Annotated in this window: 12 protein-coding genes; 9 read left to right on the forward strand and 3 right to left on the reverse strand. The window is 71.1% G+C overall.

The window, feature by feature from the left end:
* The first annotated feature begins 52 nt into the window (after positions 1–52).
* The 6 genes from ACZ6ZD_RS32830 (at position 53) to ACZ6ZD_RS32855 (ending at position 7,573) form a co-directional block, all read left to right on the forward strand.
* Positions 53–1,183 carry an acyltransferase family protein gene (locus ACZ6ZD_RS32830; RefSeq protein WP_465677968.1) on the forward strand — a complete coding sequence of 377 codons (1,131 nt, stop codon included), beginning with the start codon at positions 53–55 and terminating at the stop codon, positions 1,181–1,183.
* Complete coding sequence (locus tag ACZ6ZD_RS32835) at positions 1,183–2,214, forward strand: CapA family protein (RefSeq protein ID WP_465677970.1); 1,032 nt, start codon at positions 1,183–1,185, stop codon at positions 2,212–2,214. The genes ACZ6ZD_RS32830 and ACZ6ZD_RS32835 overlap by 1 nt, the downstream gene beginning before the upstream one ends.
* Positions 2,215–2,266: 52 nt before the next feature.
* The gene (locus ACZ6ZD_RS32840; protein WP_465677972.1) at positions 2,267–2,977 is read left to right on the forward strand and encodes a DUF1707 SHOCT-like domain-containing protein; all 711 of its coding nucleotides are present in this window, start codon (positions 2,267–2,269) and stop codon (positions 2,975–2,977) included.
* A 26-nt stretch (positions 2,978–3,003) separates the two neighbouring features.
* On the forward strand, positions 3,004–4,104 hold the full coding sequence (locus ACZ6ZD_RS32845) for a winged helix DNA-binding domain-containing protein (protein WP_465677974.1): 1,101 nt from the start codon (positions 3,004–3,006) through the stop codon (positions 4,102–4,104).
* Positions 4,105–4,289: 185 nt separating this feature from the next.
* The gene (gene metK, locus ACZ6ZD_RS32850) at positions 4,290–5,483 is read left to right on the forward strand and encodes a methionine adenosyltransferase (protein WP_465677976.1); all 1,194 of its coding nucleotides are present in this window, start codon (positions 4,290–4,292) and stop codon (positions 5,481–5,483) included.
* A 62-nt stretch (positions 5,484–5,545) separates the two neighbouring features.
* Positions 5,546–7,573 carry a primosomal protein N' gene (locus tag ACZ6ZD_RS32855; RefSeq protein ID WP_465677978.1) on the forward strand — a complete coding sequence of 676 codons (2,028 nt, stop codon included), beginning with the start codon at positions 5,546–5,548 and terminating at the stop codon, positions 7,571–7,573.
* A 395-nt stretch (positions 7,574–7,968) separates the two neighbouring features.
* On the opposite strand, the gene ACZ6ZD_RS32860 is transcribed toward ACZ6ZD_RS32855, so the two are convergent.
* The gene (locus ACZ6ZD_RS32860; RefSeq protein WP_465677980.1) at positions 7,969–8,958 is read right to left on the reverse strand and encodes an ArsR/SmtB family transcription factor; all 990 of its coding nucleotides are present in this window, start codon (positions 8,956–8,958) and stop codon (positions 7,969–7,971) included.
* Between the two features lie 93 nt (positions 8,959–9,051).
* Here ACZ6ZD_RS32860 and ACZ6ZD_RS32865 point away from each other — a divergent pair, with 93 nt between their 5' ends.
* Positions 9,052–10,266 (forward strand): MDR family MFS transporter, encoded by a 1,215-nt coding sequence (locus ACZ6ZD_RS32865; protein ID WP_465677982.1) that lies wholly within the window; start codon positions 9,052–9,054, stop codon positions 10,264–10,266.
* Here ACZ6ZD_RS32865 and ACZ6ZD_RS32870 read toward each other — a convergent pair.
* Entirely contained in the window at positions 10,193–11,521 is a 1,329-nt protein-coding gene (locus ACZ6ZD_RS32870; protein WP_465677984.1) for an MFS transporter, read from the reverse strand. The genes ACZ6ZD_RS32865 and ACZ6ZD_RS32870 overlap by 74 nt on opposite strands.
* A gap of 120 nt (positions 11,522–11,641) precedes the next feature.
* Here ACZ6ZD_RS32870 and ACZ6ZD_RS32875 point away from each other — a divergent pair, with 120 nt between their 5' ends.
* Positions 11,642–12,637 carry an Lrp/AsnC family transcriptional regulator gene (locus tag ACZ6ZD_RS32875; RefSeq protein WP_465677986.1) on the forward strand — a complete coding sequence of 332 codons (996 nt, stop codon included), beginning with the start codon at positions 11,642–11,644 and terminating at the stop codon, positions 12,635–12,637.
* Positions 12,634–13,245, forward strand: a complete 612-nt coding sequence (locus ACZ6ZD_RS32880) for an HAD family hydrolase (protein ID WP_465677988.1) — start codon at positions 12,634–12,636, stop codon at positions 13,243–13,245. The genes ACZ6ZD_RS32875 and ACZ6ZD_RS32880 overlap by 4 nt, the downstream gene beginning before the upstream one ends.
* Here ACZ6ZD_RS32880 and ACZ6ZD_RS32885 read toward each other — a convergent pair.
* On the reverse strand, positions 13,238–14,377 hold the full coding sequence (locus tag ACZ6ZD_RS32885) for a hypothetical protein (RefSeq protein WP_465677990.1): 1,140 nt from the start codon (positions 14,375–14,377) through the stop codon (positions 13,238–13,240). The genes ACZ6ZD_RS32880 and ACZ6ZD_RS32885 overlap by 8 nt on opposite strands.
* Position 14,378: the final 1 nt, after the last annotated feature.

Genomic DNA, 14,378 nt, shown 5'->3' on the forward strand with positions numbered 1-14,378 from the left:
CAGAAGTCTGTAAGCCCCTCAATGACGGTGTTGTCGTCGGAGGGGCTTCTGCATGTCCGTGGTCGCGCGATCGCTGGGGTCGCCGGTTGTCGAACCTGTTCGGTCGAGGGCTGTTCGTGCGCAGTCGCGGACGCAGGGTGCCCGGCGACGGCGTCCGGACCATCAGCCCGGTGGCAGACTCGCCGCGGTCGATCTGCTCCGCGTGGGCGCGGCGGGCGCGGTCCTGGGGCATCACTACCTGTTCTCCGGGTACGCCGACGTCCAGTCCCCGCTTGGATTCGCACTGCCCGCGGCGATCGCCCGCTACGGCTACCTCGGCGCTGATCTGTTCTTCCTGATCAGCGGATTCGTCATCCTGCAGAGCGCCTGGAACCAGACCCCCGGCCAGTTCCTGCGCTCGCGAGCCGTCCGGCTCTTCCCGGCGTACTGGGTCGCGCTGTCGCTGACGGCCGTGGTCTCGGTGCTCTTCGGTGCCGGCCGCTACCCGGTGGGCGGTTTCCAGTACGCCGCCAACCTGACCATGCTCAACCCGCTGGCCCGGCTCCCGGACGTCGATCCTGGCTACTGGACGCTGTGGGCCGAGATCCGCTTCTACCTGATCGTCGCCGTCCTGCTGTTCTTCGTCGCGACCCCGCGCCGGGTCGCGATCGTGGCCTGGGGCTGGCTCGGTCTGACCGCTGTCTTCGAGCTCGGCGTCCTCCCGATCCGCGCTGACCTGGTACTCAACACGCAGTACTCGCATTACTTCATCGCCGGGATGGCGCTCGCGATGATCCACCGCTTCGGCCCGAGCCGCTCCTGGCTGGCGCTGCTCGCACTCTGCCAGCTCAACGCGATCTACCGCGGCGTCCAGTACGCCGAGTACCTGAGCGAGCGCTATCACGCGACGATCCACCCGGCGATCGTCACGAGCCTGATCGTCTTGTTCTTCTGGATCCTCCTCGCCTCGGCGCTACACCTGACGCCCGGGACGACGGGACGCCGCCTGGCCGCGCTCGCCGCGACGACGTATCCACTCGCGTTGATCCATGGGCAGATCGGCTTCATCGTCTTCCAGCGGCTCGGGGATCGGGTGAACAAGTACCTCCTGCTCGCTGGGACGACGGCCGCCGTGCTGATCACGGCGTACGTCATCCATCTGCTCTTCGAGCGACCTTTCGTCCGGCAGGGGAGGCACCGTTGATGCGCCGGCTGCTCGTGGCTCTGGTTCTGCTGACCGCGTCGGCCTGCACGGCCGGCGGGCTTCAGCCCGATCCGCCGGTGGCGGCCGACGGGCCGGAGCTGACCATCGCCTTCGGCGGCGACGTCAACTTCCACAACCAGACCCAGCGCTTACTCGATGCGGACCTGGCGACTGCTTTCGGCGACGCCGCTCCCGAGCTCGCGAACGCCGACCTCGCGATCGTCAATCTGGAGACCGCGATCACCGGCCGCGGTACGGCGGCGCACAAGCGTTTCCTGTTCCGCACCGATACCCGCGCGGTCGCGGCGGTCAAGGCCGCCGGCGTCGATGCCGTCAGCCTGGCCAACAACCACACACTCGACTACGGCCAGCGCGGCCTGACCGACACGCTCGCGATCACCAGCCGCCTCGGCCTGCCGACCTTCGGCGCCGGACTGAACAGCGCCCAGGCCTTCGCACCCTGGCGGACGACGATCCGCGGCATCCGGATCGCGGTGATCGGCGTCAACCAGGTCGAGGAGCTCGCGACCGAATGGGCCGCCGGTCCACGCCGTCCGGGGCTGGCGATCGCGATCGACCATCGCCAGGCGGTGGACGCCGTCCGGCGGGCGCGGCGGACGAGCGACCTGGTGATCGTCGTCCCGCATTGGGGTTCGGAGTTCGACCGCTGCCCGACGGAACAGCAGAGAGCGCTCTCTGTCGATCTCTCCGCGGTCGGCGCGGATCTCATCCTCGGCGCGCACGCCCACGTCCTCCAAGGAATGGGCTACCTCGGCCGGACCTACGTCGCCTACAACCTCGGCAATCTCCTGTTCGGCGGTGAGCTGCCGGTGCCCGAGACCTGGCGCGGCGGCGTGCTCCGCCTGACCCTGCGCGCCCGCACGGTCGTCAGCCGCACCTTCGTCCCCACCGAGATGGACGCCGAGACCCGGCACCCGAGAGCGCTCTCCGGTGCCGCCCGCGACCAGGAGCGCGCCCGCCTCAACAACCTCCGCACCTGCGCCGGCCTCACCGCAACCCCTGCCGAGTAACCGAACCAACAGCTTCGGGCGTCTGACCGGTGGGGGTGACTAGGCTTGGGGTATGTCTGCGCCTCCACCCGCCGAACCGCCCGCAGTGCCTGCTCGGGGTGAGCTGCGTGCGTCCGATGCCGACCGGGAGCGGATCGCCGAGATCCTGCGGGAGGCGCTGGTCGAGGGCCGGCTCCGGCTGACGGAGTTCGAGTCCCGGCTGGAGGAGGCCCACGCGGCCCGCACGTACGGCGAACTCGAGCAGCTCGTGCACGACCTCCCGGTCGGCGTGGACCAGGCCGCGTCGTACCAGGAGCTCGTGCCGCAGGCGGCTCCGGGCGCAGTGAGTCAGCGGATCGGCGGCCGGCCGACGTCCGGAACCGGGATCGCGATCCTGGGTGGTTTCGAACGCAAGGGCGTCTGGACGATCGCCCGCCAGTTCAACAGCTTCGCGCTCCTCGGCGGCGGGACCATCGACCTTCGCGAGGCGAACTTCGAGGCGCCAGAGACCGTCATCCGCTGCGTCGCGCTGCTCGGCGGCATCACCGTGATCGTCTCCCCGGACGTCGACCTCGAGGTCCGGGGGATCGGCGTGATGGGCGGTTTCGAACAAGGCGCCGCCGGGATCGGTGAAGCGGGCGCTCCGCGGGTCGTCGTGACCGGGTTCTCGTTCTGGGGCGGGGTCGGCGTCCAGCGCAAGGTCACCAAGGCCGAGCGCCGCCGGCTGAAGGCCGAACGCAAGGAACGCCGACAGCTGGAGAAACAGCGTGAGGACAATTCCTGACCGCTATTCCACCTAGGGTTCCGGTCATGGAGCTCACCTGGACGGCCGTGGTCGCGCGGCGGATGCGACGGCACTATCTGACCCACCTCGCGGCGACTCCGGTCGACGCCGTCCGGGCGATGTGCGGGGCGCATGCGCAGATCCTTTCCGCCGGTGAGACCTCGGTCGCGCTGCGGGTCCAGGGCGCGACGCGGGAGAGCGTGCAGAACGACACCGGCCTGGTGAAGACCTTCGGCCCGCGCGGGACCGTGCATCTGCTGCCGCTGGACGACCTCCCGATCTGGACGGGAGCGCTCTCTGCGCTCCCGGCCGGCACCCAGCCGCCCGTGAGTATGCGTCTGACCGCGGAGCAGCGGGACGAGGTGATCGAGGCCATCGGGGGAGCGCTCTCCGAGGCGGAGCTCACCGTCGACGAGCTGTCCGTCGAGGTCGTCCGCCGGACCGGCTCATGGGCGGGTGACCTGGTGATGCCCGCGTTCCAGACGCACTGGCCGCGCTGGCGGCAGGTGATCCCGGCCGCCGCCAACGCCGGCGTGCTCTGTTACGGCGCGAACCGGGGCCGGGCGACGACGTACACGAACCCGCATCGCCGGGCGCCGTTCGTCCCGATGGACGGTGAGAGAGCGCTCACCGAGTTGCTCAGGCGCTATCTGTTCGCCTACGGCCCGGCGACCCCGCAGCACTTCGCGCGCTGGCTGAGTACGTCGCCGGCCTTCGTGAAGCCCTACTTCGACGGGCTCCCCGAGACCGAGTTCGGCTACCTGGCCCCCGGGGACGACGACTTTTCCGGCGAGCCGGTCGAGGGTGTGCGGCTGCTCCCGTACTTCGACGCGTACGGCGTCGGCTGCTTCCCGCGCGAGCGGGTGTTCCCGGGCAAGGCCTTCGATCGGGCCACCAATCGCGGCCAGGCGGGCAACTACCCGCTGCTGTTGGTCGACGGCTCGGTCGCGGGCGTCTGGCACCAGAAGAAGCGCGGCCGCAACCTCGACGTGACGGTCGAGCCGCTGGTCCGGATGAGCTCGGGCCGGCTGGCCGCGCTGGAGTCCGAGGTGGACCGGGTGTCGACGATCCTCGGCGGTAAGGGTACCCTAACCGTCGGCGAGATCACGGTCGGCCCGCACGCCTGAAATCCCCGGATTGCCCAGAATATGGTCACGGTTCTCGAATCGTGGGCGGATTCGGAGCGTTCCCGGGACTCTGGCCGAAACTGCTGGCATACTCGCCGAAGATGCATCGCCATCCGCCGGTGCATGGGGGGATCGTGCGGTCGCGACGCCGGCTGCGCGGCACAAGAGGAATCCGAGGGAGAATTGTGGGCAGGCGCCTTTTCACGTCCGAGTCCGTGACCGAGGGTCACCCGGACAAGATCGCTGACCAGATCAGCGATTCCATTCTCGACGCGCTGCTGACGGCCGACCCGAAGAGCCGCGTGGCGGTCGAGACGCTCGTCACGACCGGTCTGGTCGTGGTGGCCGGCGAGGTCACCACGTCGGGGTACGTCGACATTCCCGGGATCGTGCGCAAGCGCATCCTGGAGATCGGGTACGACTCGTCGCTGAAGGGGTTCGACGGCGCGTCGTGCGGAGTGTCGGTGGCGATCGGCAGCCAGTCGCCGGATATCGCCCAGGGGGTCGACACGGCGTACGAGACGCGCTCGGACGCGTCGAAGGACGAGCTGGACCTGCAGGGTGCGGGCGACCAGGGGCTCATGTTCGGCTACGCGTCCAACGAGACGCCGGAGCTGATGCCGCTGCCGATCACGATCGCGCACCGGCTGTCCGCGCGGCTGACCGAGGTCCGCAAGGACGGCACGCTGGCCTACCTGCGCCCCGACGGCAAGACCCAGGTCACCGTCGAGTACGACGGCGACAAGGCGGTCCGGGTGGACACCGTGGTGGTCTCCAGCCAGCACGCGGCCGACATCAACCTGGAGTCGATGCTGGCGCCGGACGTCAAGAAGCACGTCGTCGACCCGGTGCTCGAGCAGTTCGACATCGACTCGACCGACTACAAGCTGCTGGTCAACCCGACCGGCCGCTTCGAGGTCGGCGGCCCGATGGGCGACGCCGGTCTGACCGGCCGCAAGATCATCATCGACACCTACGGCGGCATGGCCCGGCACGGCGGCGGCGCGTTCTCCGGTAAGGACCCGTCCAAGGTCGACCGGTCCGCGGCGTACGCGATGCGCTGGGTGGCCAAGAACATCGTCGCGGCCGGCCTGGCCGACCGCGTCGAGTGCCAGGTCGCGTACGCGATCGGCAAGGCCGCTCCGGTCGGCTTCTACGTCGACACGTTCGGCACCGAGAAGGTCCCGGTCGCCACGATCGCCGACGCCGTCGCCGAGGTCTTCGACCTGCGCCCGGCCGCGATCATCCGCGATCTCGACCTGCTCCGCCCGATCTACACCCAGACCGCCGCGAACGGCCACTTCGGCCGCACCGGCGAGGACTTCACCTGGGAGCGCACCGACCGCGTCGAGGCCCTCAAGGCCGCGGTCAACAAGTAGTTGTCCACAGGGGGACGGCAGTGCGGACACCGACTGTCGTCCCCGCGGACTAGCATCTGCGGGTGACATCGGATTCGCCGGAGCAGCTGACGCTACTGCGCGACACCGTGCGCAAAGCGCGGACAAAGGTCCCGGCCGAGATCACCGAGTCGTTGCCGGTGGCCCGGGTCGCGGTCGACGTCTCGCTCCCGCATCTGGACCGGCCCTTCGACTATCTGGTCCCCGAGGACCTGGCCGCCGCCGCGCAGCCCGGCGCGCGGGTCAAGGTCCGGTTCGCCGGTAAGGACCTGGACGGCTTCGTCCTGGAGCGGCTCGCCGAGTCCGACCACGACGGCAAGCTGGTCCGGATCCGCAAGGTCGTCTCGGCCGAGCAGGTGCTGCGCCCCGAGATCGCCGAGCTGTGCCGCGCGGTCGCCGATCGGTACGCCGGCGTCCTCGCCGACGTGACCCGGCTCGCCGTCCCGCCCCGGCATGCCAAGGTCGAGGCCGAGCCGCTGCGCTACGACCAGCCCGCGCCGCCTCCGCTGTCCGACTCGCGCTCCGAGTGGGCGCCGTACCCGCCGGGCTTTCTCGACGCCCTCGCGCGGGCGGAGTCGCCGCGCGCGATCTGGACGGCGGTGCCGGGGGCCGACTGGGCGCTCGCGTTCGCCCAGGCCGCGGCTGTGTGCGCGGCGGCCGGGCGGGGCGCGCTGCTGCTCGCGGCCGACGCGCGCGATCTCGAGCGGCTCGCGACGGCCTGTACGGCGGTGCTCGGCGAGCCGGGCTTCGTCGTCCTCTCCGCCGACCTCGGCCCGACCGCGCGCTACCGCGCCTTCCTGGCCGCCCTCCGCGGCACGGCGCGCGTCGTCATCGGGACGCGCGCCGCCGCCTTCGCGCCGGTCACCGACCTCGGCCTGGTCGCGCTGTGGGACGACGGCGACGAGTCGTACGCCGAGCCGCGCGCGCCGTATCCGAACGCCCGTGAAGTCCTGCTGCTGCGCGCCTTCAAGCAGAACTGCGCCGCGCTGCTCGGCGGGTTCGCGCGCTCAGCGGAGTCGGCCGCGGTGATCGAGTCCGGGTTCGCGGGAGAGCTGATCGCGGCCCGCCCGGCGATCCGCGCGGCGGCGCCGTCCGTACACATCACCGGTGAGTCCGACACCGATCTCGCGCGGGATCGGATGGCGCGCGCCGCGCGGCTGCCGCATCGCGCTTTCGAGATCGCGCGCGAGGGGCTGAAGACCGGGCCGGTGCTCGTCCAGGTTCCGCGCGCGGGGTATCTGCCGAGTCTGGTTTGCCAGACCTGCCGAGCGCCGTCGCGCTGCTCGACCTGCGGCGGCACGCTTCGGCGTACGGGCGGGGCCGGGCCGGCGAGCTGCACGATCTGCGGCCGACCGGCGGCCGATCACCGCTGCCCCGAGTGCGGTGACACCCGGATGCGGGCTGCGGTTGTCGGGGCTCGGCGTACGGCGGAGGAGTTGGGGCGCGCGTTCCCCGGCGTCCTGGTTCGGACGTCGGGTGGGGACAACATGCTCGACCACGTGCCGGATCAGCCCGCGCTGATCGTCAGTACGCCGGGCGCCGAGCCGGTCGCCGCGCGCGGTTACAGCGCGGCCCTCCTGCTCGATACCTGGCTTATGCTCGCGCGGCCCGATCTGCGCGCGCCGGAGGAGGCGGTCCGTCGCTGGCTGAACGCGGCCGCCCTCGTCCGCCCCGCGAGCGCCGGCGGCACCGTCATCCTGGTCGGCGATCCGTCCGCGCTGCCGCTGCAGGTCGTCGTCCGCTGGAGCCCCGAGGGCTTCGCCAGCCGCGAGGTCGAGGAGCGACGCGCGGCCCACCTCGCGCCGGCGGCCAAGCTCGCCGAGCTCACCGGCCCCGCCGATTCGGTGGCCGACCTGGTCGAGCGCCTCCGCGCGCTCCTCCCAGCCACCGCCGGTCTCGAGATCCTCGGCCCGGTCGACGTCGACGACGAGACCGTACGCGCCGTCGTCCGCACGCCTCGGGCCGCCGGCGCACAACTGGCCCGCGCCCTGAAAGACGCGCAATCCGCCCGCGCCACCAAGAAGAACCCCGGCTCGGTCCGCGTCCAGGTCGACCCCCCAAGCTTCGGCTAGCCGCCGACGCCTGGCCGCCCGCTGCCGACCCGTCGCCGACGCCGCCGCACTAGCCGGTTCGCCGCGCTCGGCCTGTTCGCCGTGCCCACGAGGCCGCCGCCCGCCGCCGACCTTGGGCCGGCCGCCTGGCCAACGGCGCGCTGCCGGCCGCTCGCCGGGTGCCGTCGGCAACTGCTGGTTCGTCGTCGACCGGCTCAAGGGGGCGCTGACCGCCGATGTCGGGGCGATCGCCGGTGGTGCCGCGCTCGGGTTTCGTTCCGTGGGCGGGGCGGCTGCTTGCCGGTTGCTCGGGTTCTCGGGCGGATCGCCGGCCATGGTGTGCTGCAGGTGGACGGCGCCGAGGCCGGGCTGTGGGGTCGCGGGCTCGGCGACCAGGCAGCTGGCTGGTCGATAAGTCAGGCGGTGGAGGCGAGGCCGGTGGAGGCAGCGAGTAGCTGGGAGCCGAGGCGGGTGCGGTGGTAGAGGACGGCGCGGCCGTCGCGGCGGGAGTCGACGAGGCCGGCGTTGCGCAGGATGCTGAGGTGCACGCTGAGGGTGGGCGCGGTGACGCCTAGTTGGTGCGCGAGGTGGGTCGTGGACATCGGTAGGTCGAGATGGCCGACGATCGCGGCCCGGGTGCGGCCGACGAGATCCGCGAGCGGGGACTCCGTGGTGTCCTGACGATCCTCCCAGAGCCGGCCGAGGCCGCGCGGGGGATAGGTGATCGTCGGCAGATGCGGCGCGCCGGTGACCGGGAGCGCCGCGGGCCAGGTGAAGACGCAGGGGACGAGCAGGACGCCCTGCCCAGCTGCCGGGACGCCGTGGCAGCAGAACGGCCGGTCGACCTCGATGGCGTCGCCGCGGAAGCGCACCGACGGATGCAGATTGCGGAACAGCCGCTCGATCCCGCCGCTGGCCAGCTCGTCGAGCCGGAACGCCAGATCCTCCTGGAGCAGCGCCCGCATCCGCCGCCAGTCCGGCTCGATGGTCCGGCGGAAGTACGACTCGAGCGCCGTGGTGATCTGCTGGAGCGCCTTGGCCGGGCGCGCCATCATGCCGGGCAGCACCGGGTTCGGCGTCTCGGCGTGCAGTTTGCCGAGCTCGGCCACGACGAGGTGGTGCGGAGTGGCGGCGATCGCGGCCAGCCCCGACTCCAGGCCGGTCGTACGCCGCGGCGGCGCCGGGGTGATGAAGTCCGGGATGTAGCCGACCGGCGGGATCAATGCCTTGAGCAACGTCAGGTCCGGGCCGTCGATGATCGGGCGGACCTTCTGCAGCCACGGGCCGTGCACGCTGCGGACGGTGCTGGTGCTGAGCGCCCGGACGCTCGTCACGGCCTCCCAGATCGGAGAGAGCGCGAACCGGATGCGGCCGATGGCATCGGGGGTGAGGCCGATCGTGATCACGGGTCCATCGTAGGCAGCGATCGGGTCGCCGCCACCGATTAGTCCTGGACCTAATCGTCGACAACCGGCCCTCGGCGCCCGGAAGGTTGTCCCATGACTGCCGCTGTCCCGACTGTGCCGACCGCCTCCCGACCGTTGCCGAGAGCGTTCTGGGCGTTGGTGGTCTGTCAGCTGGTCAACCGGCTCGGGAGCTTCGTCCAGCCGTTCCTCGTGCTGTACCTGACCCAGGACCGCCAGCTGTCCGCCGGGACGGCGGGCGCCGTCGCGGCCGCGGTCGGGGCGGGGAGCGTGGTCTCGCAGCTCGTCGGTGGCTGGCTGTCCGACCGGGTCGGACGGCGCGCGACGATGCTGATCTGCTTCTTCGGGACGGCGGCCGCGCTGATCCTGCTCGGGTCGGCCCGGTCGATGCCGACGATCTGGGCGGCGGCGTTCACGGTCGGCCTGCTCGGCGACCTGTTCCGGCCCGCCGTCCAGGCGGCGGTCGCCGACCTGCTGCAACCGGGAGAGCGCGTTCGCGCGTACGGCCTGCTGTTCTGGGCGATCAATCTCGGGTTCTCGGTGTCGACGGTGTCGGCCGGAGTGCTGGCTTCGCTCGGGTTCGGGCTGCTGTTCTGGCTGAACGCGGCGACGTCGGTGATCGCGGGCGTGGTGATCTGGACGATGGTGCCGGAGAGCCGGCCGGTTCTGGACGAAGGCGCCGATCGACGTCCGTTGCTGCCGGTCGTGCTGCGCGATCGGGTGTTCCTCGCGGTCGTGCTGATCCAGATCGGGTACGCGACCATCTACTTCCAGGGGTACTCGACACTGCCGCTGGCAATGGCGCGCGACGGGCTGCCGTCGTCGCTGTACGGAACGGTGATCGGGCTGAACGGCGTGGTCATCGTCCTGCTCCAGCCGTTCCTGGTGAAGCGGCTCGCGACCTACGACCGGCCGCGCCTGGTCGCGATCTCGATGCTGGTGGTCGGTCTCGGCTTCGGGCTCGGCGCCGTCGTGGACACCTTCTGGGGCTACGCGCTGACAGTCGTGGTCTGGTCGATCGGCGAGATCGGCTTCGCCGCGGTCATCGGAGCGGTGTTCGCCGACATCGCTCCGCTGGACCTGCGCGGCGGCTACATGGGCATCACCGGGATGGCGTTCGGCGTCGGCACGGTGATCGGTCCGCTGGCCGGCCCGAACGCCCTGCAGCACTTCGGCGCGACGACGACCTGGATCGGGGTCGCGCTACTCGGCGTCCTCATCTTCGCGGCCCAATGGGCGCTGGCCCCGGCGCTGCACGCCCGAGCCGCCGCGAACGCCGCGACCGCATGAGGTGAGCGCTCCCGAGCGTGGCGAGGACGGCGGCGGTCGCGATCAGCAGCGCCGGTCGGAGGGAGCTCGGGTGCCGGACGAAGACCGAGCCGAGGCCGGCGACTCCGAGGGTGCCGCCGAACTGCTGGACGGCGTTGAGCAGGCCGGCCGCTGATCCGGTCTCGTGCGGTTCGACCCGGCTCAGGGCTTCGGTGAAGAAGGCAGTGGTGAAGAGTCCGACGCCCACGCCGGCGACGCCGAGTGCGGGGAGCAGCCACCAGTGGGCCGCGCCGAGCCCGATGAGCAGCACGCCGAGCCCGGCGTACATGAGACGGGAGCCGACGCGTTGGATCAGCCACTGGCCGGCACACCACGAGCTGACGCCGGACGCCGCGGACCAGGGGAGCAGCGCGAGACTCGCGCGGAGTACGCCGTGCTGGAGCGTCAACTGTTGATGCAGGACGACGACCAGCGTCAGACCACTCAGCACTGCGAAGAACAGTGTCGACGTGACCAGAGCCGCGCCGAAGCCGGGGCGGGTGAACAGGCTGAGCTCGAGCAGCCGGGCTCCGGTGGCGCGTTGCTGGAGTACGCAGGCTGCCAGGACCGCCACGCCGATCGGGGCGAGGAACCAGTGCTGCGATTGCAGGATTGGAAATACCAAGAGAGCGCTCCCTGCGATCAGCAGCCCCGTTCCCGGCAGATCCAGGCGGCGGCGCAGTGGTGAGCGCGACTCGGGGAGCAGCCGCGCCAGACCGAGCACGGCCAACCCGAGCGGGACGTTGACCAGGAACACCGCCCGCCACGACGTCACTTCGGTGATCACCCCGCCGAGTAACGGGCCGGAGATGCCGGCCAGGCCCATCACCGGGCCGATCGAGCCGAGCGCCTTCGGCAGCTCGGGTCCACTGAACGTGGAGCGGATCAAGCCGATCGTCTGCGGGATGATCGCCGCCGCGGTCGCGCCCTGGATCGCCCGAGCGCCGATCAGTACGCCGGACTGCGTCGCCAGCGCGCACCCGATCGACGCCAGGACGAACCCGGTGACCCCGATCCGGAACACCCGCCGCCGGCCGGCGAGATCACCGAGCCGGCCGCCGGTGATCAGCAGTGCCGCGAACGGCAGCGTGTACGCCGCGCCGAACCACTGGATATCGGACGTCGCTCCGCCGAGCTCGCCGTGGATCACCGGCGCCGCGACCTGCACGATCGTCGCGTCCAGCAGGTTCATCGCCTCGGCCACCAGCAGGGCGACCAGTCCCACCCATTTCCGCATCTCCGCCTCCGTTCGCATCCGGTGGCAGTACGGTCCGTCGCGGCGGTTCCGGCTATCCATCCATAGCCCGGAGATCGCAAAGATCTTCCATCAGAGAGCGCTCTACGCGATGATCTTTCCATGGTGGACGACCTCGACCGGGCCCTGATCCACGCGCTCCAGCTCGCGGGCCGAGCGCCGTACAGCCGGATCGCCGAGGTCCTCGGCGTCTCCACCCAAACCGTCGCGCGCCGCTACCAGCGCCTTCGCGCCGAAGCCGGCCTGCGCGTCGTCGGCCTCCCCGACCCGCACCGGACCGGCCGCTCCCAGTGGCTCGTCCGCCTCACCACGACCCCCAGAGCAACTCAGTCCCTGGCCGCAGCCCTCGCCCGCCGGCCTGACACCACCTGGATCAAACTCGCCTCCGGTGGCACCGAGCTGGTCGCCATCCTCCAAACCACCCCCACCACCGCCAATCCCCTTCTCCTCCACGACCTCCCCGCCACCCCGACCCTCACCTCCATCACCACTCACCACCTCCTGCACCTCTACCGAGGCGGTCCCACCCCCTGGCCGGCCCGAGCCCAAGCCCTGACCCCCGCCCAATCCCAAGCCCTCACCCCCATCCCAGCCTCCGACCCTGCCGTCGGCGGCGATGGGTTGCGCGGTGGTCTGGGCAGCGGGGGTGTGCGGGAGGGAGACCGGGAGTTGCTGGCTGGTTTGGGGGCGGACGGGCGGGCGACGGTGGGGGAGTTGGCCATCCGGACGGGGTGGGCGGCGGGGACGGTGGCGCGCAGGCTGGGGGAGTTGGAGGCGAGTGGGGCGATCTACTACGACGTGGACGTGGATCCGACGGCACTCGGGATCACGACGAGTGCGATGTTGTGGTTCTCGGTGCCGCCGGCGTCCGCCGATCGGGTCGGCCGCGCGCTGGCCGAACACGACGAGCTGGCGTTCGTGGCGGCGACCACCGGGCGGACGAACCTGGTGGCGCACGCCTTGTGCGCGAGCCCGGCCGCGCTGCACACCTACCTGACCGAGCGCGTCGGCGCGATCGAGCAGATCACCGCGCTCGAAACCGTCCCGATCCTGCGCACGGTGAAGTCCGCCGCGCCCAACGTAGGGTTGCCGGTATGACGATCGACGCGGTGGTGTTCGACATCGGCGGCGTACTGCTGGACTGGAGTCCGGACTATCTGTACGCCGGCCTGATCCCCGACGAGCAACAGCGGAAGCGCTTCCTCACCGAGGTCGCGACCCCCGCCTGGAACCAGGAGCAGGACGCCGGCCGCAGCTGGGCCGAGGCGGTCGCGGAGCTGTCCGGCCGGTTCCCGGAGCACGCCGAGTGGATCGCGGCGTACGACACCGGCTGGCTGACGATGGTCAAGGGCGTCTTCGCCGACACCGTCGAGCTGCTCACCGAGATCCGGGCGCTCGGGCTGCCGACGTACGCGCTGACGAACTTCTCCGCCGAGAAGTGGGAGGTCGCGAAGGAGGCGTTCCCGATCCTGCGCAGCTTCGACGGCGAGGTGGTCTCCGGCACCGAGCAGACCATCAAACCGGACGAGAAGATCTACCGGATCCTGTTGGAGCGCTACGCCCTCGACCCGGCCCGCACGTTCTACACCGACGACATGCAGTACAACGTCGACGGCGCCCGTGCGGTCGGTATCGACGCCGAGCAGTTCACCGGCGCCGCCGAGCTGCGGGCCCAGCTCAAGCAGCGCGGCTTGAAGCTCAGCTGACCGTTGCTGCGAGGGCCTCGGTGTACGTCGGGCTCGCGGACAGATTGGCCGCTTCGACGTACACCGTGTTGTCCTGGCAGGTCATCGGCGTCAGCGCGACGCCGGGCTTGCCGGTGTAGATGCGCTGCGGTTTCGGCAGGCCCGACCGCCAGCGGCTGATCTGGAAGGACTCCGTCCCGTCGCTGCCGACCGTCCGGGTCTCCCAGAGAATCCAGTTGCCGCAGGCAAGGATCGTGTCGGTCGCGATCGCGCCGAGCGGCCGGCTGGGGGAGTCCGCCGACTCCCGCAAGTACGCCTTGCTCTGGTACTGATCCGGGTCGGACGCCGCCACCTCGGACCAGACCGTCGCCCCGCCCACCGAAGCGCCGCTCCACTGGATGCACTTGGTTGCCGCCGGCACCGGCCGCGCGGGCCCACCGGAAAGGGCCGCCGTCAGCACCCGCTTGCACCGCCGCGGCGTCTCCGGCGCGCTGATCTCGCTGAACGTCACCGAATCGCGCGACACGACCGGATCGGCCAGATATCCGGGTGCGGCGACGCAACCGACCGTCCGCGCCGACAGCGTCGCGAGCTCGGCGACGATCAGGCAGGACCGGTTCGTCCCATCGGTGGAGGTGTAGGCGAACGTCCCGTCGTACGCGCCGATCTCCGGCTCCGAGACCCGCGGCAGCTTCCCGAGCCCGGACTTCGCGCCGGTGCTCAGGTCGTACCGGACGACGGCGATCTCCGGACTCGGCCCCTCGGACCGGATGTCCTCCACCAGCGCCCACCGATCGTCGATCACGACCGGCGACTGCGCCACGAACCCCTTCGCCGGCACATGCCGGACGACGGGTTTCTTACTGCCCTTCAAGGCGATCGTGGTGATCCCGGCCTCGTCGCTGCCGCGTGTCACCAGATACTTACGCTGCTGAGTGACCAGATGCTGTCCGTCCACCGGCTGCCGCAGCACCTTCGCCCACACCGGGACGGCGGTGTTCGTCTCGACCGGCGGCGTGGACGGCGGTGGTGTGGACGGCGGCGGCGCGCTGGTCGTCGGCGGACTCACCGGGCCGGAGGAATCCGGCTCCGACGAGCACGCCGCCAGACCGAGGACGAGCACGATGCCGACGGCAACGGTGGTACGACGCATA

It is taken from the genome of Kribbella sp. NPDC104218 (genome assembly GCF_055584105.1).

Bases quoted from the DNA above. Each gene is read 5' to 3' on its own strand.
- ACZ6ZD_RS32885 (WP_465677990.1), bottom strand. From the start codon at position 14,377: ATGCGTCGTACCACCGTTGCCGTCGGCATCGTGCTCGTCCTCGGTCTG.
- ACZ6ZD_RS32865 (WP_465677982.1), top strand. From the start codon at position 9,052: ATGACTGCCGCTGTCCCGACTGTGCCGACCGCCTCCCGACCGTTGCCG.
- ACZ6ZD_RS32845 (WP_465677974.1), top strand. From the start codon at position 3,004: ATGGAGCTCACCTGGACGGCCGTGGTCGCGCGGCGGATGCGACGGCAC.
- ACZ6ZD_RS32835 (WP_465677970.1), top strand. From the start codon at position 1,183: ATGCGCCGGCTGCTCGTGGCTCTGGTTCTGCTGACCGCGTCGGCCTGC.
- ACZ6ZD_RS32840 (WP_465677972.1), top strand. From the start codon at position 2,267: ATGTCTGCGCCTCCACCCGCCGAACCGCCCGCAGTGCCTGCTCGGGGT.
- ACZ6ZD_RS32830 (WP_465677968.1), top strand. From the start codon at position 53: ATGTCCGTGGTCGCGCGATCGCTGGGGTCGCCGGTTGTCGAACCTGTT.
- ACZ6ZD_RS32875 (WP_465677986.1), top strand. From the start codon at position 11,642: ATGGTGGACGACCTCGACCGGGCCCTGATCCACGCGCTCCAGCTCGCG.
- ACZ6ZD_RS32870 (WP_465677984.1), bottom strand. From the start codon at position 11,521: ATGCGGAAATGGGTGGGACTGGTCGCCCTGCTGGTGGCCGAGGCGATG.
- ACZ6ZD_RS32880 (WP_465677988.1), top strand. From the start codon at position 12,634: ATGACGATCGACGCGGTGGTGTTCGACATCGGCGGCGTACTGCTGGAC.